Origin of the sequence: Hymenobacter glacieicola (assembly GCF_014640315.1) — a bacterium.
Classification (GTDB): domain Bacteria; phylum Bacteroidota; class Bacteroidia; order Cytophagales; family Hymenobacteraceae; genus Hymenobacter; species Hymenobacter glacieicola.
Genome location: NZ_BMGS01000005.1, coordinates 257,266 through 278,099 on the forward strand (window position 1 = coordinate 257,266; position 20,834 = coordinate 278,099).

Genomic DNA, 20,834 nt, shown 5'->3' on the forward strand with positions numbered 1-20,834 from the left:
GACTGGCGCAGGCAGCGCGCCAGCCGTTATTACATTCGAAACTAAGCAATTAGCTGGCCTGTCAGCCAGCATATGCTGCTACAGCGGGTCTCAGTAAGCTAGCTTAGGCTGGGCGGGCCCCGCAGATTGGCCGCGAGCAACGGCACTACATGCCAGGCTGAATCTGGCGCACACCCTAGGGCAGTAGCAAAACGCAGGGCAATTGGCGCTACCAGCGGAAGGGCTGGTGCGGGCTCAAAAGCCGATTTAAAGAACTGGTCGGCGTCGCAGTGCTGGTGTTTGGCGGAAAGCAGCGCTTTGCCTTTGGGCCAACTGGTCGCTTGCGTAGGCTCCTCGGTGGTGTGCTGGTGAGCGTGCAACGCTATTACCCAGGCGTCGGGCACCAACACCCGCACGAAGCACAGGAGCAGTGTAAGAGCCAGACGAGAGCGAAGAGTACGCATTTGCAACGTTGTATCAGCAGTAAGGCAAATGTACTAGTAAAAGCGAGTTATGAAAGTGACTCACTAAAAAAGTTGAAGCGTCACGATAGCATAACGCTGGAGTAGTAATAAGGAAATAGTGCAATCATAGCTTTGTTTGTATCAAGATAAACGAAAATTGACATGAAAGCATTTAAAGCTCGTCTATTATTGCGCTTGGCGCAGTATCTGCGGCCTCGGCACAAGCAAGAGGAAAAGTCGGTTCAGGAACAGCTATTCGTGTAGCTGTCGGGTCGATGCGGAACGGTCAAGTTTCTCTAAAAACCCGTATTCGAGTAATGTTAACGGCGCTCCAATTAGCCTTGTGGTCTATTGGGGCGCCGTGGTTGTTTGGGGTTATGCAAACGTTGTGGTAGAGGTAGCAATAATTCAAACGGCATAATAAGTGCATCTGCCGAGCAGAATATAGAAGTTGACGAAATGTAATTTTATTCAGATAAGCACTTTTTACTTTTATGGTTGTTGACGTAGTAATAGTATCCGGTTTTTGTTTTTTGTTATGTTTTTTGCGTTTGGGTCCCTTTTGGTTCACGTGGAGCCAACACTGCAGTTGCTGCGGTGGGAGTGGTATGGGCCTACCTCAACGGGTGAGTTTCAAGCTGTATTCAAGAAGCTGGTAGTGTACTCGAAACGCCACCAGGTTACCAGCTGGCTGGCCGATGTTTCCCGAATGGCCCCCGTCGGGACCGATGAGCAGGCCTGGCTAAGTGAGGCGTGGCTTGCTGAGTTTGCTACCGTTGGTATTCAGTCGATTGCCTTGATTTTGCCCCTGGGCTTGCACAACCAACTGGTAGTCGAAAACGTGTTGACGGACGGGCGGCGATACGTTCGGGCTGAAGTTCAGTTCTTCTCCGATATTCCCGCCGCCCTCGATTGGCTGGCGCCTACTGCGGCCCAGGCTCAGGCCCTGGAACAGCAATGGGAAGTTGTAAAATCGCAGCCTGCCGCTGATAGCCTCCTCTCGCTGTAGAAGTTAACCTCAGAGCGACCAATTCTCACCGCTGTTGGCCAATAATCCAGCTTTGAAACTTGTGTGGTTGAGTTGCTCTCAAATTGGGAAAGTTAAAAAAAGCTGGTCAGTTATACTCCTTAATAAGGGCTGCGAAAGGTTGGTCCGCTAAAATGTGCAATTGACCGGTTGTTTGCCCGGGGTGGCCGAGTTGACTGATTTGCAAGTTTCGGACCTCGTACTATTGATCTGTTATCCGCCACCAAACTACTGGCGACGCGCAGGGAGATATGAGTACTTTGAAAGAAAAGCTAGTAAACAACAACTGTTTCCAGATCTGGTACGAAACGGACCACAACCTGCTGCAGGTGCAATGGCAGGCTCTGTCTTCTACGCACCAGGCAAAAGACTACCTGCTGGATGTGCTGGAGAAAGTCCGCAGCCAACGCATTCAGCGCCTACTACTTAACCTAGACGGCATGCCTGAGCTGTCTGTGCTGGATTGTTACGTGCTGGAGAAGCGCGTGCTACAGCAATTGCCCAACCTGCAGCTGCAGCAGTTGGCGCTGGTTCTTACCTCGTACATGCAGCATCAAGCCCTGCTGGAGTCCAGCGTGATGTCTCCACCCTTTGATATGCAGGTCTTCGATGACAGCTCTACAGCCCTAGAATGGCTGCGCAACGCCGATAACACGGAAGACAAGGGCTGGAGGGTATCACGGAACGAATACGAAGCTGCCTAGCGAAACACTCTACTCCAGTGAACAAAGCCACGGGCTGCCAAGCTGGCAGCCCGCACAGGGCTGGAACAAGGTTTGAAACGCGCTGCCACCACGACTACCTCCCCGCGGGGCTGGCAAGTCGTCATGTATTCGTTTCACTCAACTTTTCTACCCTGTTATGCAAGAGAAAGGTAGCATCTCGATTCATACCGAGAATATCTTCCCCATCATCAAGAAGTTCCTGTACTCCGACCACGAAATCTTCCTGCGTGAGCTGGTAAGCAACGCGGTAGATGCCACGCAGAAGCTGAAAAGTCTGGGGCAGCTAGGAGAGTTCAAGGGCGAGCTGGGGGAGCTGAAGGTGAAAGTAAGCGTGGACAAGGAAGCCCGCACCATCACCATCTCGGACCGCGGCCTGGGCATGACGGCCGAGGAAATTAAGAAGTACATCAACCAGATTGCTTTTTCTGGAGCCACTGAGTTTGTGGAGAAGTACAAGGAGAAAGATGCCGCCGCCAAAGACCAGATTATCGGTCAGTTCGGCCTGGGCTTCTACTCCGCTTTCATGGTGGCCAAGGAGGTAGAAATCTTCTCCAAGAGCTACCGCGACGACACCGAAGGCGCCCACTGGGTGTGCGACGGCAGCACCGAGTTCAGCCTCGAAACCACCGACAAGGCCGATCGGGGTACCGATGTGGTGCTGCACGTAGCCGAAGACTCCGACGAGTTTCTGGAGGCGAGTCGCCTGAAGGGCATCCTGAACAAGTACTGCAAGTTCCTGCCGGTCGAGATTGAGTTTGAGGGCGAGGTCATCAATCAAACGGCTCCCATCTGGACCAAGCAGCCCGCTGAGCTGACCGACGAGGACTACACCAAGTTCTACCAGGAGCTGTACCCGTTCTCGGAGCCGCCACTGTTCTGGATCCACCTCAACGTGGACTACCCCTTCAACCTGACGGGTATTTTGTACTTCCCGAAAGTGAAGGATGAGCTGCAGTTCCAGCGCAACAAGATTCAGCTGTACTCGCGCCAGGTATTCATCACCGACGAGGTGAAGGACGTAGTGCCCGAGTTCCTGATGCTGCTGCACGGCGTTATCGACTCGCCGGATATTCCGCTCAACGTGTCGCGCAGCTTCCTGCAGGCTGATGCCAACGTGCGGAAGATCAATACCTACATTACCAAGAAGGTAGCCGACAAGCTGGCCGAGCTCTACCGCAAGGACCGCGCGGGCTTCGAGGAGAAGTGGTCCGACATTGGCCTGTTCGTGAAGTACGGCATGCTCTCGGATGAGAAGTTTTACGACAAGGCCAAGGATTTTGCCCTGGTGCAGAACACGGCCGGTAAGTACTTTACCCTGAGTGAGTACCAGGAATTCATCCAGGCCAACCAGAAGGACAAGAACGAGCAGACCGTGGTGCTGTACACCTCCGACCCGGAAGCCCAGCACGCCTACGTGCAGTCGGCCACGGAGCGCGGCTACGACGTGCTGAAGCTCGACGCCGTGCTGGACCCGCACTTCATCGGGCAACTGGAGCAGAAGCTGGAAAAAACGACTTTCAAGCGCGTAGACGCCGATACGGTAAGTAAGCTCATCGAAAAGGATGAGGCGGCGGAAAGCGTACTGAGCGACGACGACAAAACCAAGCTCCAGGACGTGTTCAAGCAGGCCATCAGCAATGAGCACATGCACGTGCAAGTTGAAGCCCTGTCGCCCCAGGATGCCCCCGTAATTATCACGCTACCCGAATTTATGCGCCGCATGAAGGATATGCAGCGGGTAGGTGGCGGCGGTGGCATGCAGATGTTTGGTTCCCTGCCTGACTCCTACACCGTAAGCGTGAATGCCAACCACCCCGTGGCTCAGCGCGTGCTGCAGGCTGAAGGTGAGGCTGGCTCCACGCTGGCGCGTCAGGCTTTTGACCTCGCGCTGTTGGCCCAGGGCATGCTGAAAGGGGAGGCATTAACCGCCTTCGTGAAGCGTAGCGCAGATTTGCTAGCTGCCGAGTAGTCTTAGAAAGTCTTTAAAGTCTATGGTAGTACAAAACCCCAGTAGTCTCGGCTGCTGGGGTTTTGTTGTTATAGCTGAATGTGCTTTCTGTTGAAGTGCGCTTGTCAGGGGCCAAACGGTAGAAGCCTGCCACGGCTGGGCACCAAATCCCTATATCTTTACGTTCGATGCTGCGAATCCTGCCCTCTACTTTAATGCGTCTGTTGCGTCCGTATGCTCTTTTGCTTCTACTGGCTGTAGCCGTAGGAGCCTGCTCTAAAAAAACGGTTTCGTTTAACAGCCACCCGGAAACTGCCGGGGGGCTTGCCGTTGCGGACACGCTTACCAAAGCCCGGGATACGACCAACGCTCCGTCGTTGGAAGCCCAGCGCGTAGCCATGACCAAGGAGCAGGAGCGGGCGGCTAAGGAAAAGGAGAAAGCCGCCCAGCGCAAACCCCGCAAGAAAAAGAACATTTTCCTGGGCGAGCAAATCAAGAAGGGGTATGTCAAATCGGGCCCCAAGGGTAAAAACCAGGCGGTAGAAATCTTCTACTACCTACGCACCTTCCAGCAGCCGAACGTGTACGCCCCGGCCCGCTACGTATTCGACCCCAAGAAGCGCCGTATTTTCAAAGCTGCCCCCGGCGAGGTTGACGGTACCCAGGTAAAAGTGCTGCACGGCCCTTACAAGAAAATGCAGGGCGGTAAAGTAATAGAAACCGGTTTTTACGCCGTGGGTACCCGCCACTTACGCTGGGAGAAGTTCACGCGCGACAACATCCTGATTAGTAAAACCCATTACGAAATGGGCTTCCCGCGCGACGCCAACGTCACGTACTACGATGCGGGCCAGAAGCAAGTGAAAGAGGTGATTCCGTACGTGAATGGCAAACTGGAGGGCGACTACGTACGCTACAACGAAAACGGCCAGCTGGAATGGGTAGGGCAGTTTGAGAACGGCAAGCGCATCGGAACCTGGAACCGTTACTGGGGCTTTCGCAACACCCGCAACCGCCTGCGCTACGAGTATGAGTACGGCGAGTCTGGCTATGACCCGGAAGTAACGGAACCCGTGCTGGTCAAGGAGTACAACCGCAACGGCGTAGCTATTTTCGAGAAGGATAAATTCGACAACCGGGACAAGCCCGACACGTCGCGGCCGGGAACCAAAAATTAAAGTAGCGCTCCTTTAGCTTCCCGCGGAAAAGGCAGCTTAATAGAAGGCGTCCTCGAAGTGTTCCACGCGCAAGCCTTCCCGGGTGGGTAGCAAAGCCAGGATGTCGAAGCGAATGTCGCCGCGCCAACGTAGCTCCTCCTGCACCTGCTCAGCCGCCAGGCGCAACAGCTGGCGCTTGCGCTCCGTGACAAACTCCTCCGGATGACCGTAAAGGGCTGAGGAACGCGTTTTAACTTCCACAAAAACCAGTACCTCGTTGCCTCGTCGCACAATCAGGTCTACCTCCGCCCGGCGGTAGCGGTAGTTGCGGTGCACAAGTTCGTACCCCTGCCCAAGCAGGTAGTGCAGGCTGGTTTCTTCACCGTCGAGCCCAAGCTGGTGGGAGGGTATAAGCATAGCGGAAGCCGGGAAGGTAAGCGAGGAGCGCAACCAGATACGCGGGTTTGGGACTAAATCTAGTACCTTTGATTGTTTTTACACGAAGATGGTAAGCTCATTCGGCGTGGGGTATGCCCTGCTAGTGAGGAGCTTGTCAGGCCTGAAAAAGCAGGGAGCAAACAGCCAGAAAATGGTTGCTGTTGGCTACCTCTTTTTTAGGCCCCGCTTCTTTTGCCTTGCCTCATGACCACGTACCCCGCCTGCGTTAGTCCGGATCCAACGGGCGCTTCTCCTGCTACGGTCGGCGCTGTTACGGCAGCCGCCAGCGGGCAAAACCGCCGGGTAGAAGTACGGCGCCTGGGAGTAGTGGAATACCAGCCTGCCTGGGATTTGCAGGAGCAGCTGCTGGCCGATACCCTGGCCGTGAAAACTCGCAACCGCCAGGCTGCCGAAACCGGCGCGCTACCCGAGCCTACCCCCAACTACCTGTTGCTTTGCGAGCACCCACACGTGTACACGCTGGGCAAAAGCGGTAAACCAGAACACCTGCTCCTGGATGAGGCCGGCCTGACGGCCCACGCGGCCACCTTCCACCGCATCAACCGGGGTGGCGACATTACCTACCACGGCCCCGGCCAACTGGTCGGCTACCCCATCCTCGACCTCGACAATTTTTTTACCGACATCCACCGCTACCTGCGCGTGCTGGAGGAAGCTATTATCCTGACCTTAGCCGAGTACGGCGTGAAAGCTGGTCGGATTGCCGGCCTGACGGGCGTCTGGATTGATTTCGAGGAGGGAGCGGCTAATCCGCGGAAAATATGCGCGCTGGGCGTGAAATGCAGCCGCTGGGTAACCATGCACGGCTTTGCCCTCAACGTCAATACCAACCTGGCGTACTTTGGTCACATCGTGCCCTGTGGCATCACCGATAAGGCCGTCACCTCTCTGGAGCAGGAGCTAGGCCGGCCCGTACCCGTGGCGGAAGTGCAGAACCGCTTGCTTCCGCACCTAAGCCACTTGCTGGGCGCTGAGATGTACGAGAACAGTTAACTCATGAAAAAAGACATCGTTTTTGACCCCGTAGAAGGGGTATCCGTTACCGTTGTGCCCGACGACAACGTGGCCGAAGCATCGGAAAACCAGCTGGGCTGGCAGGTGTACCTGCTAAACCACAACGATTTCGCCCTGCAGAATGTCATTGTGAGTTCCAACGGCTACGGAGTCGACCCGGAAGGGGAACCAATCCGTACCTCCACCCTGCGGCACGTAATTCTGGAAGTTGAGCCACGTTCTGCGGCGCTCATTGAGCCCATCGACCCCGCCCTGTTCCACCTCAATAACCAGTACTGGGTGAGCTACTACGTTGATTCGAAGATTTTTGATAAAAAATTCATCTTCGTTCCCGACTCCATCGTGGCTGACAACTTAACGCACATTGCTTTGCTAGAGCGGCCGGGAGTACTGCATAGTTAGCCGTATCTTTGCCCCTCAACTACCTATCCCATTTTGGGATATACTTTACCGTAAGCGCCGAACTCGCAATGAATGCACTCGGAATTCAGTTGGGTCTGTCCTCCCTATGGGCGTTTCTGGTGGCTTTGTTCGCCGTTCCGTCCATTATCTACATTGCCCACCTGAAAAACATGCTCGACACGCCCAACGTGCGGACCGTGCATGAGTCGCTTACTCCGCGCCTGGGTGGAGTAGCCGTATTTGCCGGGTTTATGTCGGCCCTCACCATTTTCGCGCCCCTCAACAACGGCGTGCAGCAATTGCTGGCGGGCTGCATTGTGCTGTTTTTTGTGGGTCTGAAAGACGACTTGGTGAGCATTTCAGTGTCTAAGAAATTTGTGGGGCAGCTCCTGGCCACGGGCATTGTCATGATCATGGCCGATGTGCGCATTACCAGCTTTCAGGGCATCTTGGGCATTCAGGAGCTGCCGGTGGGCATTAGCTACGCCTTCACCTTCTTTGCCATCGTGGGTATAACCAATGCCATCAACCTGATTGATGGGTTGGATGGCTTGGCAGGCTCCATTGTCCTGATTATCGTTAGCACGTTTGGTTACTACTTCTATCAGTACGGTGGCGAACAGTTCGGTAACTACGTGTTCGTGTCCGTTTGCGTGGTAGGAGGGATGCTGGGCTTTCTGCGCTACAACTTCCACAAGGCCACCATTTTCATGGGTGATACCGGCTCCTTGGTGTGCGGCTTTATCGTATCCATCCTGACGATTCAATTCATTGAGATGGGCCTGAAGGTAGGCCAGCCGTTTGCTTCCTCCGCGCCCTCAGTAGCGGCCGGCATTCTGTTCGTGCCCCTGTTCGATACCCTGCGCGTATTCATTGTCCGGATGATGGCTGGCCGCTCGCCTTTCTCCCCCGATAAAAACCACGTGCACCACCGCATTCTGGCTATGGGCTTCCAGCAAATCAGCACCGTCGTGCTGCTAGGCCTGCTGAACATGGTGGTGATTTTGTTCGTTATCAACTTCGCTTACCTCGGCAACACCTTGTTGATCTGTGCGTTGGTGGCCTTCTCGTTGGTGCTGAGTGTATTCCTTGGGGTGTACCACAGCCGGGCCGAGCGGCAGCGGGTAGCCTCGAATTAGTACGCTTTCTTCCCAGTGCGCAGCAGCAGCTTTCGTCGGTTTTGGACTTTGCTCTGGCTAACTGGTCTGAGTCTGTTGCCGCTGTTGCTCCAAGCCGCTGAGTACCGGCCGCTACCCCCAGCGCCACGAGCAGGCCTCACCCAAGATTGGCTGATTCACGATGAGGACCGCAACCGCTTGGTTCTCTACCTTTCCGACTACCATCCGCCGGCCCACGCCTACTACCAGTGGCTGTCAATTCGGCCAGCTAAGCCCTTGCTCATCCGTTTTACGGCCCGAGAAAAGCTGAGCTTATTTATTGATAACCGGTTGGTATTTACGGCCCGTACGCCGGCTACGTATACCCTGGACCTCGCCCGTTTACTACCCCCGGGTAGCGTGGCCGGCCCTCACCTGCTGTGCGTCTGGGAACCTGATGCGTCGCCTAATCTGGCTTCCTTCGTAAACGCCGTGCCTGCCGAGCCAACCCAGGCAGGCAAATCCTCCGCGCTACCCCTTGATGCCCAACCCCGTCCGCGGGGGCACCAGGGTCAGAATGTATTTGTTGGCTTTCTATTGCTAATAGGCTTGTGTTACGGCGGCTTGCGGGCCACGTATCAGCCGGGCTTCACCCGTATCTATCAGCTTGAAGGCTTATGGGGTAAAGGCTCCGCCGAGCAGGACTTTCTGATAAAGCCCACGCTAACCTGGCTAAACCTAGTGTTGGTACTGCTATTCGCGCTTTCCTTTGCGTTGCTGCTGGTAGCTATTCATACCAATATCCAAAGCATTGTTATTCTGCGTCGCCTGTTTGATGTAGCAGAGTCGGCAATTGTTGTGCGGGTATTGCTTTACACAGCCCTGGTAGCGGGGTTTGTCCTGGGTAAATACTTATTTCTGGAGCTGATGGGCTACATTTTCGATGTAACCGATCTGGTAACCATTCAATACCGCGAGTTTATCCGCACTATTCTTTTCATGGGGCTGTTTTTGCCTGCCGTTATGCTCCTATATCTGGGCCTAAATCAGCGCCTGCCCGAAACGGTACTGTGGGTTTCCAACGGGGTGGTTTCCTTGCTGTTGATTGGTACCGTGCTACGGGTTGGGCGCACGCTGCATCATAAGACATCCTTACTAAATCTACATTTGTTTTCGTACCTTTGCGCCACAGAAGTGATTCCTTTGATCGTTCTGCTCAAGCTGATCGTTTTTACCTACTGACACACCTTGTACCGGCCTGCACCGGTTCTGCCCGCACCCCTCCTTATTGCTTTAGATTTACCCTTTTTTCTACCTTATGGCCGAGAGCAAAGACAAACCGGGGACGGGCCGTCATGCCAAGCGCATCTCCAGCATTCTTGTCACCCAGCCAAAGCCCTCTAGCGACGTTTCCCCCTACTTTGCTATTGCCGAGAAGTACGGTATCAAAGTAGACTTTCGGGAGTTTATTGAGGTTCAGCCGGTTTCCTACAAGGATTTCCGCAAAGAGAAAGTCAACATTCAGGAGCATACGGCTATCATTTTTACGAGCCGCAACGCCGTTGACCATTTCTTCCGCATTTGCCAGGAGGCCAAAATTGAGATGCCTGCCGAGATGAAATATTTCTGCATCTCGGAGCAAACGGCCAATTACCTGCAGAAGTACATTGTGCTGCGCAAGCGCAAGCTGTTTGTAGGTCAACGCACGGCCGCTGATCTATTTGATGTTATCAAGAAGCACAAGGGCGAGCAGTTTCTCTACCCGTGCTCCGACATTCGGAAGGATGACATCCCAGAGTTTATGCGGGCTAATAACTTCAAGTTCACGGAAGCCGTCATCTACCGCACTGTAGCCAGCGACCTGTCGGACCTATCCGATGTTAAGTACGACTGCATTGCCTTCTTTAGCCCATCTGGAATCAGCTCATTGTTTATCAACTTCCCTGATTTCGAGCAGGATGGAACGCGCATTGCTGCTTTCGGGCCTACTACCGCCAAAGCCGTAATCGAGGCGGGCCTCGAATTAGATATTGAGGCCCCTCAGCCCAATGCTCCTTCTATGACGGGCGCTATCGAGGCCTACATCCGTCTGCACCATGGGGCAGATGCCATGAAGGAGAAAAAGAGTAACAAGTAAAGTATCTGAGTAATAGGGTAAGAGGAGCAGCCACTACTGCTCCTCTTGCGTATACGCCGTGAAATGTTCTAGGCAGTTTTTCGTTACATTTGAAGACGTCCTGCCTGCCGTTTTTCATCTGTTCCTGGCTGTTCGTCTATTGATATGAAGAGAAGTATACTCTGCCTATGTGCAGTTCTGTTCATGGGTAAAGCTGTAGCGCAGCAGCAGCCTCAGTTCAGCCACTACGGATTTAACGGCATGTATCTTAACCCCGCATACGCTGGGGTTAAGGGCTACGGTGAAATTACTGCTCTTGGCCGCTCCCAGTACATTGGATACAACGGCACCTTCGATGAGGGTGGCTCGCCTACTACCGCTTCCATAACCGCGTCGTTGCCCCTACCTATCCTGGCCGGGGGCATCGGCATTGGTGTGTACCGGGATAGAATCGCCCAGCTCAACACTACCAACGTGCAATTGTCTTACTCGCGCCACATCACTATTGGTGAAGGCCGGCTAGGCCTTGGTATACAGGGAGTGTTCAACAACATTTATCAGGGTAAATTCAGGGCTAACGATGAAAACGACATCTTCGTGCCGTTGGAAGGTTCAGATGGGAAGATTGATGTAGGAGCCGGTTTGTGGTATGAAGGGCCGCGACTATACGCGGGTCTTAGCATTAATAACCTGCTACGCTCGGAGTATAAATTCAATAGCCAGGTCGTTACCAGCGGACGTTCGGCCCGATATTTGAATGAAAATCATGCCTATCTGACAGCAGGTTACAATATTGATCTTACTTCATCCGTTGTCCTAACACCAACTGTTCTCGTGAAGATGGTATTGCCGGGCAAATTTGGGGATGAGGACAAGTTTTCTATTCGTAACAACTCGTACGAGGTTGGCGCGAGGGCTACTTTTGACGATCGGTATTGGGGAGGATTGGGCTACCGGTCTGGTGATGCATTTACCGCTTTGGGAGGCATCAGCTTCGCAAAGGATAATGCCTTACGGTTGGGACTAGCTTATGACATAATTGCATTTGGCCAAGATGCGAAAGCATCTAGCTCATTTGAAATAATGTTAGGCTACCGGCTGCCAAAACCGGGCTTAAAAACCAAGCCGGCAATCCGTACGCCACGGTACAGCTTCTAATTTTGGGGCTTTCAATCGGAAAATAGCCCTCTTGTAATGCGTTGCCCACGCTAGTGCGGTAGGGCATTCAATAAAATACTGACCTTCTTCGTTAGGCTGGTCGTGAAAGTGATTCGTAGACAAACTGTTACTGTTGGCCGATTGGCTTGTTTGCGACCGGATGTTTTGCTAGATTTGCCAGCTCGGAAAATTGTAATCTTTGGGTATCGCCGCCTAGACAGTCTTTTTCTTTCTCACATGAACAAGTTTCTCTTATTGCCTCTCGTCGCGCTTTCGACGCTTATCCTGGGGGGCTGTGGTTTCGGTACTGGACCGCAAGGCGACCTAGTCGGGGCGGAGGACCGTCCGGAGTTTAATCCGCAGGAGGTTCCCTTCGGTATGGTGCCCTGCCCCGGTGGTACCTTCCATATGGGCCAGACCGATCAGGACATCTCGGCTTCCATGGTAAACATGAACAAGCAGGTGACTATCGCCGGCTTTTACATGGATGAGACGGAGATTACCAACAACGAATACCGGCAGTTCATGAACGCCATCCGGCAGGACTCCATTGACGTGCTCGGCGAGGAGTACGTAATGACGGAGCTCTACCCGGATACCACCGTGTGGGTGCGTGATTTTACCTACCACATGGGCGACCCCCTGATGGAGTACTACTATACCCACCCCGCCTTCGATGACTACCCCGTAGTTGGCGTAGACTGGTTTGCTGCTAAGTATTTCTGCAACTGGCGCACCAAAAACAAAAACGCCGCCAACGCCGAAGCTGGCTTGGCTCCAACGCCGAACTTCCGCCTACCCTCCGAGGCAGAATGGGAATACGCCGCCCGTGGTGGCCGCGACCTGGCTACCTATCCTTGGGGCGGCCCGTACCTGCGTAACTCCAAAGGCTGCATGCTGGCGAACTTCAAGCCCGGCCGCGGTGACTACGCTTCTGACGGCTACGCTTACACTTCGCCGGTTGGCGCTTTCTTCCCGAACGACTTTGGCCTGTACGATATGTCGGGCAACGTATCAGAATGGTGTGATGATGCCTACATGGAGGCTTCGGTACCCGTGGTATGGGATATGAACCCAACCAACCCGGACGACAACGAACCCCGCAAAGTAGTGCGTGGTGGCTCCTGGAAGGACATTGCTTACTTCCTCGAGACGGGCACCCGAAACTTTGAATACCAGGACTCGGCCCGCTCTTACATCGGTTTCCGCACGGCCATGATTCAGATTGGCATGGGCTCTAACGGGGCTCTGAACTAAGCTGTCATTTCTAGCCGTTTCGTCCGCTACGGCATTTCCTGTAATTCGCATTTCGAATTTTTAAAATCACTCCAAACACCTTCTTTTTCAACTTTTTACAACATGGCAGCAAAAGGCGGCAACTTTTTCTTCGATGTGGTGATGCCGAAAATCTACGGCATCGGCGCTGCAGTAGTAATTATCGGAGCACTATTTAAAATCCTTCACTTAGCAGGCGCAGATATCATGCTTATGGTAGGCCTGGGAACCGAAGCTGTAATCTTCTTCCTGAGTGCCTTCCAACCTAATCCCAAAGAAGTTGATTGGTCATTGGTATACCCAGAATTGAGTGAAGGTTATGACCCCTCGACTGGTAACCCCAGCTTCCGCAACAACGCTATTGACAACGGCGGCACGGGCCTGACCCGCAAGCTGGACGATATGCTGAAGGATGCCAACGTAACCCCCGAAGCCATTGCTTCGCTGGGCCAGGGTCTGAACCGCCTGAGCACTACTACTCAGCAGCTTTCGACGCTGGGCGACGCTACCAATGCTACGGAAGAATACACTTCGAAAGTTCGCTCGGCTGCTCAGTCGTTGGAGCGCATCAACGAGGCTTACTCTCACACAGCCCAGGCTATGTCGGCCATGGCTGATGCCACGAATGACGCTCGGGAGTACCACGTACAAGTGCAGAACGTAACCAAGAACCTCGGCGCGCTAAACGCAGTGTACGAGATGGAACTGCAGGATGCTAACACGCACCTGAAGTCCATGAACAAGTTCTACGGCACCCTGACGCAGGCTATGGAAAACCTGACCGAGGCCGGCAAAGAAACTGATCAGTTCAAGCAGGAAGTAACCAGCCTGACCTCGAACCTCAGCTCGCTTAACCGCGTGTATGGCAACATGTTGAACGCAATGCGCGCTACCAACTAATTGTCGGATTTGCAATGATGGTGCCCGACTAATACTCGGGTGCCTTTCTTCCTACACAGCAGTTATAGACACAGAAAGATACGATGGCGGGAGGAAAAGAAACTCCGCGGCAGAAGATGATTGGCATGATGTACCTGGTACTGACTGCGCTTCTGGCCCTACAGGTAAACTCAGCTATTCTGCTGAAGTTCAAATTTCTAGATGATAGTCTGATCGGGGTAAACGATAAGACTGCTAAAACCAACCAAGGTGCTGTAAAAGGCATTGAGGAGATTGTAGCCCGTAACCGCAACCAGGCGAAAGACCTTGCTATTCTAAAGCAGAGCGAAAGTGTGCGGGAGCGGACGGCAAAGATGGTTACCTACTTGCGTGACATCCGCACGAAACTGCTGGATGCCACGGAGAACAAGAGCAAAAACGAATACAAGAACATGGAAGCCAGCGATAAGGTGGCCAACGTGATGCTTGGTGGGGCTGGTAGCCGCGACGGCTTGGGCTACAAAATGAAGAATGAGCTGAATGCTTATGCCTCCGACCTGCAGAAAATGGTACCTGGCTTCACGGCTCCGGCTCTGGCCCTGGATCCTAAGGAAGACCCAAGCGTAACGGCTGATCAGAAGTCCAAGGACTTTGCTCAGCTTAACTTCGAAAACACCCCGGTTGTAGCTGCCCTGGCAGTACTGTCGCAGAAGGAAACGGAAGTACTGAAGTATGAAGCCGATGCCCTAAACAAGCTGGCGGCTCAGGTTGGTGCTACTACCATCGTATTCGACAAGATTGGGGCTTTTGCTAGCGCTGAGTCGAACACGGTAGCAGCGGGTACCAAGTACAAAGCAGAGCTGTTCCTTACTGCTTCGGCTTCGGACCTGCGCCCCACGATGACGCTTAATGGCTCGCCTCTGCGGGTTGATCCGAATGGTCATGGTATTGTGGAGTTCACGGCTCGTCCGGGTGGCTTCGATGCTTCCGGCAACGCCAAGGCCTCCTGGACTGGTACGATTCGCTTCAAGCAGAACGGCCGCGACACTACCTTCACCAAGAAGGTGGAATACACGGTAACCAAGCCCGTTATGCAGATTCAGTCGGCTTCGGTGCAGGCGTTGTACTTCAAGTGCGGCAACAAGCTGAGCGTACAGGTTCCTGCACTGGGCGCCCAGTACGATCCTAGCTTCTCGGCTTCGGGTGCTTCTACTATCAAAGGTTCGGCTAAAGGTGAAGTAACCCTGATTCCGAACTCGCGGGAAGTGACCTTGAGCGTGAGCAGCGGTGGCAACCCCATCGGTTCGCAAACCTTCCAGGTTCGTCCGATTCCTAAGCCTGATATTAAGTGCGTAGTAGGTGGCCGTGAGGCTAACGAAAAGCAGGGTACCCCAATTACGGCGGTACGTAACATGCAGCTGCGTGCTATTGCTGATGCTGGCTTCGCTACCTTCCTGCCCGAAGATGCTCGCTACCGCGTTACCCGGTACGAAATCACGCTGGTGCGTGGCAAGCGTCCTGCTATGCCTACCCGCTCCATCAGCGGCCCGGAGGCTAACCTGAGCGATGTGGTGAACACCGCCCGTGAAGGTGACCGTCTGTACATCGAAGTGAAAGAAGTACAGCGCATGAACTTCCAAGGCAACACGGAATCGGTAAACGTTTCAAAGACCTTCAATATTCCGCTGATTTAAGCGTTCTTACCTGAACCAAGTTCTGCGCTTTTTTGATTATCACGGTATGAACAAATTCCTCTCCTTCGCCGCTCTGACGGCCGGCCTGACGCTGTCGGTGGCAGCCTCGGCTCAGGAACAAGCTACCACCGCGAGCAGCAATGGCTCGTACCGGCCTATTCCGGCTTCGGACATTCTGTTCCGCAAGACTATTACGCGGGCGATTGACCTGCGTGAGAAGCAGAACAAGCCTATGTTCTCGGAAGGCAAGGAAATCAGCCGGGTAATTCTGGACGCGGTAAAGCGCGGTGAGCTGCAGGCGTACCGCAATGATTCTTTGACCACAACGCTTTCTGGCGCTGAGGTAACTTCAAACATGTCGTTTGTAGAAGCCAGCGCCGGTCTGAGTGATGAAGAAAAAGCCGCTGGTTTTTCTGACAGCGACCTAGGTGGGGGTGATGATTGGGGTGCTCCGGTGAAGAAAGGCAAAGGCAAGACGACTGCCAAGGCAGCGCCGAAGCCTTCTGCTCCGCCAAGCTACGAGTACCGCCCCAAGGACATCTACCAGATGGAGATGAAGGAGGATATGATCTTTGACAAGAAACGGTCGCGGATGTATCATGATATCAAGGCCATTACGCTGTTGGTGCCTTCCACGCTGAGCGCTAACACCTCCGGTATTGAAAAGCCCATTGGTACGTTTAAGTACAGCGACCTAGTGCGAGTATTCCGGGCCAACCCGGACAAGGCTATCTGGTTTAATCCTCAGAATGACGCCCAGCATAAGAACCTCGCGGACGCTTTCGAATTGTGGCTGTTCAACTCGTACATCGTAAAGGTGTCGAACCCCAACGATGCTCGTCTAGACGAAATCTACGGTGGCCAGCAGCAAGGTATCCTTGCTTCTCAGCAGGCCGCTGCCGACCTGATTGAGTACGAATACAACCTGTGGAGCTTCTAGAATCACGGATTTAGAGTACACAAAAAGCCCCTGCCATACGGCAGGGGCTTTTTGTTTTTATAGCCGATTTGTCTTTGCTGCTTATTCGGTCGATCCGTTAGTTGCTACGGCATCCTGCTGGCTGAAATATTCAAGTAAGATGCGCGCTTTGGCTTTGCCCACCTCCGCTATAAGCTCGCTTTCAGTTAGCTCCTTTATCTTTTTGACGGATTTGAACTTGGTTAGCAGTTTATCGGCCGTGATGGGTCCTAGTCCTTTGACGTCAGTTAACTCGGTTTTGAGGGTCGCGGCGTCGCGGCGGGAGCGGTGGAAGGTGATACCAAAGCGGTGAGCTTCGTCGCGCATGCGCTGGATAAGCCGCAGGGTTTCGCTCTTCTTGTCGATGTAGAGAGGTAGGGGGTCGTTGGGGACGTATATTTCTTCCAGGCGCTTGGCAATACCGATGATGGGAATTTGTCCCCAGAGCCCAAGGTCTTTTAAAGCTTTGACCCCCATACCTAACTGACCCTTGCCACCATCCACGATGATGAGCTGGGGTAGGCTGGCGCCCTCATCGAGCAGACGCCGGTAGCGTCGCGTCACGATTTCGTACATGGAGTCGAAGTCGTTGGGGCCTACCACGGTCTTGATGTGGAAGTGGCGGTAGTCTTTCTTACTGGCTTTGGCGTTGCGGAAACACACCATAGCCGCCACTGGGTTGTCGCCCTGAAAGTTGGAGTTGTCGAAGCATTCGATGTGCTTAGGCAGCTCAGTAAGGCGCAAATCCTTCTTCATGGTTTCCATGATCCGCACCTCGTTCAGGTCTTTGCTACGGTCATTCATGCTCTCCTTCTCTTTACGCAGGTAGAGCACATTCTTGATACTTAGCTCGAGTAGTTTTCGTTTGTCGCCGATTTGGGGCTGGGTAATACTGACCCCAGGCAGCGGGAGGTCCGGCACCGGCACATTGGTCAGGATTTCCTTGGACTGGCTTTCAAACTCTTCCCGCATCTGCATAATCATGGGGGCCAGGATTTCATCGTCGGGCTCATCGAGCTTCTTCTGTACCTCCACCGATTGGGTAAGAATGATGCTACCGTTCATCACCTTGAGGTAGTTGATAAAAGCCGACTTCTCGTTGGAAGCAATGCTGAACACGTCAATGTTGGTCAGGTTAGCATTGACAATGGTACTCTTCGCCTGGAACTCGTCCAGCTTGTCCAGCTTCTGCTTGAGCTGGTGGGCCAGCTCGTACTGCTGCTCCTGGGCCGCCTGCATCATCTTCTCGCGGAAATACTGCTTAGGCAGGCGCAAGTCGCCGTTGAGAATCTGCCGGATCTGCTGAATGTATTGGTTGTAGGTTTCCTCGTCCTGGAGCCCTTCGCAGGGCCCTTTGCAGTTGCCCAGGTGGTACTCTAAGCACACCTTGAACTTGCCCGCCTCTACGTTTTGGGGCGAGAGGTTGTAGGTGCACGTGCGGAGCGGATACAGCGCCCGAATAAGCTCCAGCAGCAGGTTCATGCCTGTTACGTTGGCGTAAGGGCCATAGTAGCGGCCGTCGCCGGGGCGCTTGTTGCGGGTCGGAATCAGGCGCGGAAACCGCTCATTGGTCAGCAGCAGGTAGGGGTAGGTTTTGCCATCCTTGAGCAGGATGTTGTACTTGGGCTGGTGCTGCTTAATGAGGTTGTTTTCCAGCAGGAAGGCATCCGACTCCGAGTCAACAATAGTGAATTCAATCCGGCGGATGTTCTTGACCAGCTGCTGCGTCTTCTTGTTATGGTCCTGCTTGGTGAAGTAGCTGCTCACCCGTTTGCGAAGGTCAACGGCCTTGCCCACGTAAATAATGGTATCCTCGTCGCCGAAGTATTTATAGACCCCAGGCCGGTGGGGGAGCTGGCGGATTTGTTCTTGTAACTGGGCGTTAGCAGCCATAAGGGGCAAAAAAAACGCTAAAAGAGCGAGGGTGGTAGAAAGTAGGTACGCAAAGCGTAGCGGCCAAGGTTTAGCCTGCGTGCGTAAGGGGGGTTACTCGTTCTAACAAAAAACGTGGCCGGGAAGTCCCGACCACGTTCTGGAAAATATGCTGAGCGAAAGAAGAGAGTTAAATGTCTTCCTCATTGAGGTCGTCCAACTCCACTTGGTTTAGCTTCTGCTCATAGGGAATCGTGTCCCGGGCGCCGGCGCCATTGTAGTAGCGGGAGCAGTCAATTTCGATGCTCAGGGGTTGGGTAGGCTTCGGGAAAGGACCCGTGTTAATACCAATGCTTTTATCGGCGTACACCTTGCGCATAAACAACCCGTAAATGGGCAGCGCCAGGCGCGAGCCCTGACCGTAGGAACCCGTGCGGAAGTGGATGCTCCGGTCCTCACCGCCTACCCACGTACCGCACACCAGGTCGGGCGTGAGGCCCATAAACCAGCCGTCGGAGTAGTTGGAGGTGGTGCCCGTCTTGGCGCCCATTTCGTAAGGAAACTTAAAGCCGCCCTTGAGAATAATACTGGTGCCACCCTGCTCTTCCGTGGCACCACGCAGCATGTGCGTCATCAGGTAGGCGGTTTCTTCGCTCAGGGCCTCCCGGGTTTGGCTGGTGAACTCACGCAGCACGTTGCCGTTCTTGTCTTCAATGCGCGTTACCATCATAGGAGCCGTCCAGATGCCTTTGTTGACGAAGGTGCTGTAGGCGCCCGTTAGCTCGTAAATGCTCACGTCGGAAGAGCCGAAGCCAACGGCGGGTACGGCTTCGATGGGTGAGGTAATACCCAGCCGCTTGGCGTAGCTAACCACCGTTTCCGGACCCAGTTTCTGCACCAGCCACGCCGTAATGGAGTTCATGGACCGGGCCAGCGCCTGACGCAAGGTGAAGACGCGTCCCGAGTAACCGCCTTCGAAGTTGCGGGGGGTGTAGGCGGGACGGCCACGCTCCGCCGGGAAGGTAGTGGCCACGTCGGGGCGCTGGTAGCAAGGAGAGTAGCCCTGGTCGATGGCGGCTACGTACACGAACGGCTTGAACGTGGAGCCCGGCTGACGCTTGCCCTGCTTTACATGGTCGTATTTAATGTACTTAAAGTTGATGCCGCCCACCCAGGCCCGCACCTGGCCATTCAGCGGGTTCATGGCCATGAAGCCGGAATGCAGCAGCCGCTTGTAGTAGGCCAGCGAATCCATGGGCGACATGAGCACTTCCTTTTCCCCGCCGTTCCAGGTAAACACCTTCATCCGGTATTTCTTGTTGAGGTGGTACTTGATGGAGTCCCGGTTACCCTCGAAGCGGTTGGTGAGCGACTTGTAGCGTTCCGTCCGCTGAATGGAGGTAGAAAGGAAGTTCGGGATGATGCGCCCGTTTTCGTCGCGCCAGGGCTGCTGCCCCTTCCAATGCGCATCAAACCATTTCTGCTGCAGCTTCATGTGCTCGGCCACGGCCGATTCGGCGTACTTCTGCATCCGCGAATCAATGGTCGTGTAGATTTTCAGGCCGTCGGAGTACAGGTCGTGGTCGGTTTCCTTGGCCCACTGCCGCAGCATTTTGCTCACCTCCACCCGGAAGTACGGCGCAATACCCTCGTTCTGATTTTCAACGTTGTAGCGCAGCACAATGGGTTTCAGCGTATCGGCCTGCAGGCTTTGGGCATCGGCGTAGCCGTACTTTTGCATCTGGCGCAGCACCCAGTTGCGCCGGGCTTTGGAGCGGGCGGGGTTATACTTGGGGCTGAAGCGGGAAGGAGCATTCAGCACGCCTACCAGGGTAGCCGCCTCCGAGCGGGTAAGCTGCTTGGGGGTTTTGCTAAAGAACGTTTTAGCGGCCGTATTGATACCAAAGGCGTTGGAACCGTAGTCGTTGGTATTCAAATACATGCGCAGGATTTCGCGCTTGGTGTAGCTGCGCTCCAGCCGAACGGCCAGAATCCATTCTTTGGTTTTAGTGATGAGCATCCGGACGCCGGGAACGTCGTTGAGCTTGCCGTCATTGAGGTCTTCCCGGGTCCGGAACAGCACTTTGGCCAGCTGCTGAGTGAGCGTAGAGCCCCCGCCACCGCTACCACCCGTAAGCAGGCCCGCCACTACCCGGCCGGTAGCCTTGGGGTCGATGCCGGAGTGCTCCTCGAAGCGGGCATCCTCGGTGGCAATCAGGGCATCTACTAGGTGCTGGGGGAGGTCCTCGTACTCGGCCGGCGTGCGGTTTTCCCGAAAGTACTTGCCCATCAGCACCCCGTCGGCGGAATAGATTTCCGAGGCCAGCTCACTGCGCGGGTTTTCCAGGGTCTTCAGATTGGGCATCCGCCCGAACAGGTTCAGGAAGTTGACGCTAACGGCCAGCACGTACAAAACAGTGCCCAGCACGCCCCCGCCAAAAATCATCCACAGCAGGCGGGCCCACCCGGTATAGCGCCCCGGCTGGTTGGTTTTACGAAAGGAAGACTTGGTTTTTGTGGCAGATTGAGCCATTTTTTCAAATAAAAACTAAATAGTAAGAAGTTAGAAGTAGGCTGTAGCCTCGAACCGGAGTAGAACCGACAGTCCGC

General features: G+C 54.2%; 18 protein-coding genes. 14 read left to right on the forward strand and 4 right to left on the reverse strand.

Going from position 1 to position 20,834, the window contains the following annotated elements; translation table 11 throughout:
- Nucleotides 1-98: 98 nt before the first annotated feature.
- Complete coding sequence (locus tag IEW18_RS11085; RefSeq protein ID WP_188557915.1) at nucleotides 99-443, reverse strand: hypothetical protein; 345 nt, start codon at nucleotides 441-443, stop codon at nucleotides 99-101.
- 571 nt (nucleotides 444-1,014) lie between these two features.
- Between IEW18_RS11085 and IEW18_RS11090 the strand changes: the two genes are divergently transcribed.
- The 4 genes from IEW18_RS11090 to IEW18_RS11105 all read left to right on the forward strand — a co-directional run bounded on the left by IEW18_RS11090 (nucleotide 1,015) and on the right by IEW18_RS11105 (nucleotide 5,321).
- Nucleotides 1,015-1,452, forward strand: a complete 438-nt coding sequence (locus tag IEW18_RS11090) for a hypothetical protein (RefSeq protein WP_188557916.1) — start codon at nucleotides 1,015-1,017, stop codon at nucleotides 1,450-1,452.
- Nucleotides 1,453-1,721: 269 nt separating this feature from the next.
- Nucleotides 1,722-2,174, forward strand: coding sequence for a hypothetical protein (locus tag IEW18_RS11095; RefSeq protein WP_188557917.1), 453 nt, complete (start codon nucleotides 1,722-1,724; stop codon nucleotides 2,172-2,174).
- Nucleotides 2,175-2,331: 157 nt separating this feature from the next.
- Entirely contained in the window at nucleotides 2,332-4,164 is a 1,833-nt protein-coding gene (htpG, locus tag IEW18_RS11100) for a molecular chaperone HtpG (RefSeq protein ID WP_188557918.1), read from the forward strand.
- A 221-nt stretch (nucleotides 4,165-4,385) separates the two neighbouring features.
- A complete protein-coding gene (locus IEW18_RS11105) occupies nucleotides 4,386-5,321 on the forward strand; it encodes a toxin-antitoxin system YwqK family antitoxin (RefSeq protein ID WP_188557919.1) in 936 nt (311 codons plus the stop codon).
- Nucleotides 5,322-5,357: 36 nt separating this feature from the next.
- On the opposite strand, the gene IEW18_RS11110 is transcribed toward IEW18_RS11105, so the two are convergent.
- A complete protein-coding gene (locus tag IEW18_RS11110; protein WP_188557920.1) occupies nucleotides 5,358-5,717 on the reverse strand; it encodes a YraN family protein in 360 nt (119 codons plus the stop codon).
- Between the two features lie 225 nt (nucleotides 5,718-5,942).
- Between IEW18_RS11110 and lipB the strand changes: the two genes are divergently transcribed.
- The 10 genes from lipB (at nucleotide 5,943) to porN (ending at nucleotide 16,334) form a co-directional block, all read left to right on the forward strand.
- Nucleotides 5,943-6,752 (forward strand): lipoyl(octanoyl) transferase LipB, encoded by an 810-nt coding sequence (gene lipB / locus IEW18_RS11115; RefSeq protein ID WP_188557921.1) that lies wholly within the window; start codon nucleotides 5,943-5,945, stop codon nucleotides 6,750-6,752.
- A 3-nt stretch (nucleotides 6,753-6,755) separates the two neighbouring features.
- The gene (locus tag IEW18_RS11120) at nucleotides 6,756-7,175 is read left to right on the forward strand and encodes a hypothetical protein (RefSeq protein ID WP_188557922.1); all 420 of its coding nucleotides are present in this window, start codon (nucleotides 6,756-6,758) and stop codon (nucleotides 7,173-7,175) included.
- A 68-nt stretch (nucleotides 7,176-7,243) separates the two neighbouring features.
- On the forward strand, nucleotides 7,244-8,314 hold the full coding sequence (locus tag IEW18_RS11125; RefSeq protein WP_229728699.1) for an MraY family glycosyltransferase: 1,071 nt from the start codon (nucleotides 7,244-7,246) through the stop codon (nucleotides 8,312-8,314).
- Between the two features lie 75 nt (nucleotides 8,315-8,389).
- Nucleotides 8,390-9,514 (forward strand): DUF4271 domain-containing protein, encoded by a 1,125-nt coding sequence (locus IEW18_RS11130; RefSeq protein ID WP_188557923.1) that lies wholly within the window; start codon nucleotides 8,390-8,392, stop codon nucleotides 9,512-9,514.
- Between the two features lie 76 nt (nucleotides 9,515-9,590).
- A complete protein-coding gene (locus IEW18_RS11135; protein ID WP_188557924.1) occupies nucleotides 9,591-10,409 on the forward strand; it encodes a uroporphyrinogen-III synthase in 819 nt (272 codons plus the stop codon).
- 144 nt (nucleotides 10,410-10,553) lie between these two features.
- On the forward strand, nucleotides 10,554-11,546 hold the full coding sequence (locus tag IEW18_RS11140) for a PorP/SprF family type IX secretion system membrane protein (RefSeq protein ID WP_188557925.1): 993 nt from the start codon (nucleotides 10,554-10,556) through the stop codon (nucleotides 11,544-11,546).
- A gap of 237 nt (nucleotides 11,547-11,783) precedes the next feature.
- Nucleotides 11,784-12,803: a T9SS ring complex lipoprotein PorK/GldK gene (porK, locus tag IEW18_RS11145; protein ID WP_188557926.1), complete on the forward strand. Its 1,020-nt coding sequence runs from the start codon at nucleotides 11,784-11,786 to the stop codon at nucleotides 12,801-12,803.
- 102 nt (nucleotides 12,804-12,905) lie between these two features.
- Entirely contained in the window at nucleotides 12,906-13,721 is an 816-nt protein-coding gene (gene porL, locus IEW18_RS11150; protein WP_229728701.1) for a type IX secretion system motor protein PorL/GldL, read from the forward strand.
- An 83-nt stretch (nucleotides 13,722-13,804) separates the two neighbouring features.
- Nucleotides 13,805-15,394 (forward strand): type IX secretion system motor protein PorM/GldM, encoded by a 1,590-nt coding sequence (porM, locus tag IEW18_RS11155; protein ID WP_188557927.1) that lies wholly within the window; start codon nucleotides 13,805-13,807, stop codon nucleotides 15,392-15,394.
- A gap of 46 nt (nucleotides 15,395-15,440) precedes the next feature.
- A complete protein-coding gene (gene porN, locus IEW18_RS11160; RefSeq protein ID WP_188557928.1) occupies nucleotides 15,441-16,334 on the forward strand; it encodes a type IX secretion system ring subunit PorN/GldN in 894 nt (297 codons plus the stop codon).
- A gap of 81 nt (nucleotides 16,335-16,415) precedes the next feature.
- Here porN and uvrC read toward each other — a convergent pair whose 3' ends face one another.
- Together uvrC and IEW18_RS11170 are read right to left on the reverse strand one after the other, a co-directional pair.
- Nucleotides 16,416-18,245, reverse strand: a complete 1,830-nt coding sequence (uvrC, locus tag IEW18_RS11165) for an excinuclease ABC subunit UvrC (RefSeq protein ID WP_188557929.1) — start codon at nucleotides 18,243-18,245, stop codon at nucleotides 16,416-16,418.
- A 169-nt stretch (nucleotides 18,246-18,414) separates the two neighbouring features.
- Nucleotides 18,415-20,757: a transglycosylase domain-containing protein gene (locus tag IEW18_RS11170; RefSeq protein WP_188557930.1), complete on the reverse strand. Its 2,343-nt coding sequence runs from the start codon at nucleotides 20,755-20,757 to the stop codon at nucleotides 18,415-18,417.
- Nucleotides 20,758-20,834: the final 77 nt, after the last annotated feature.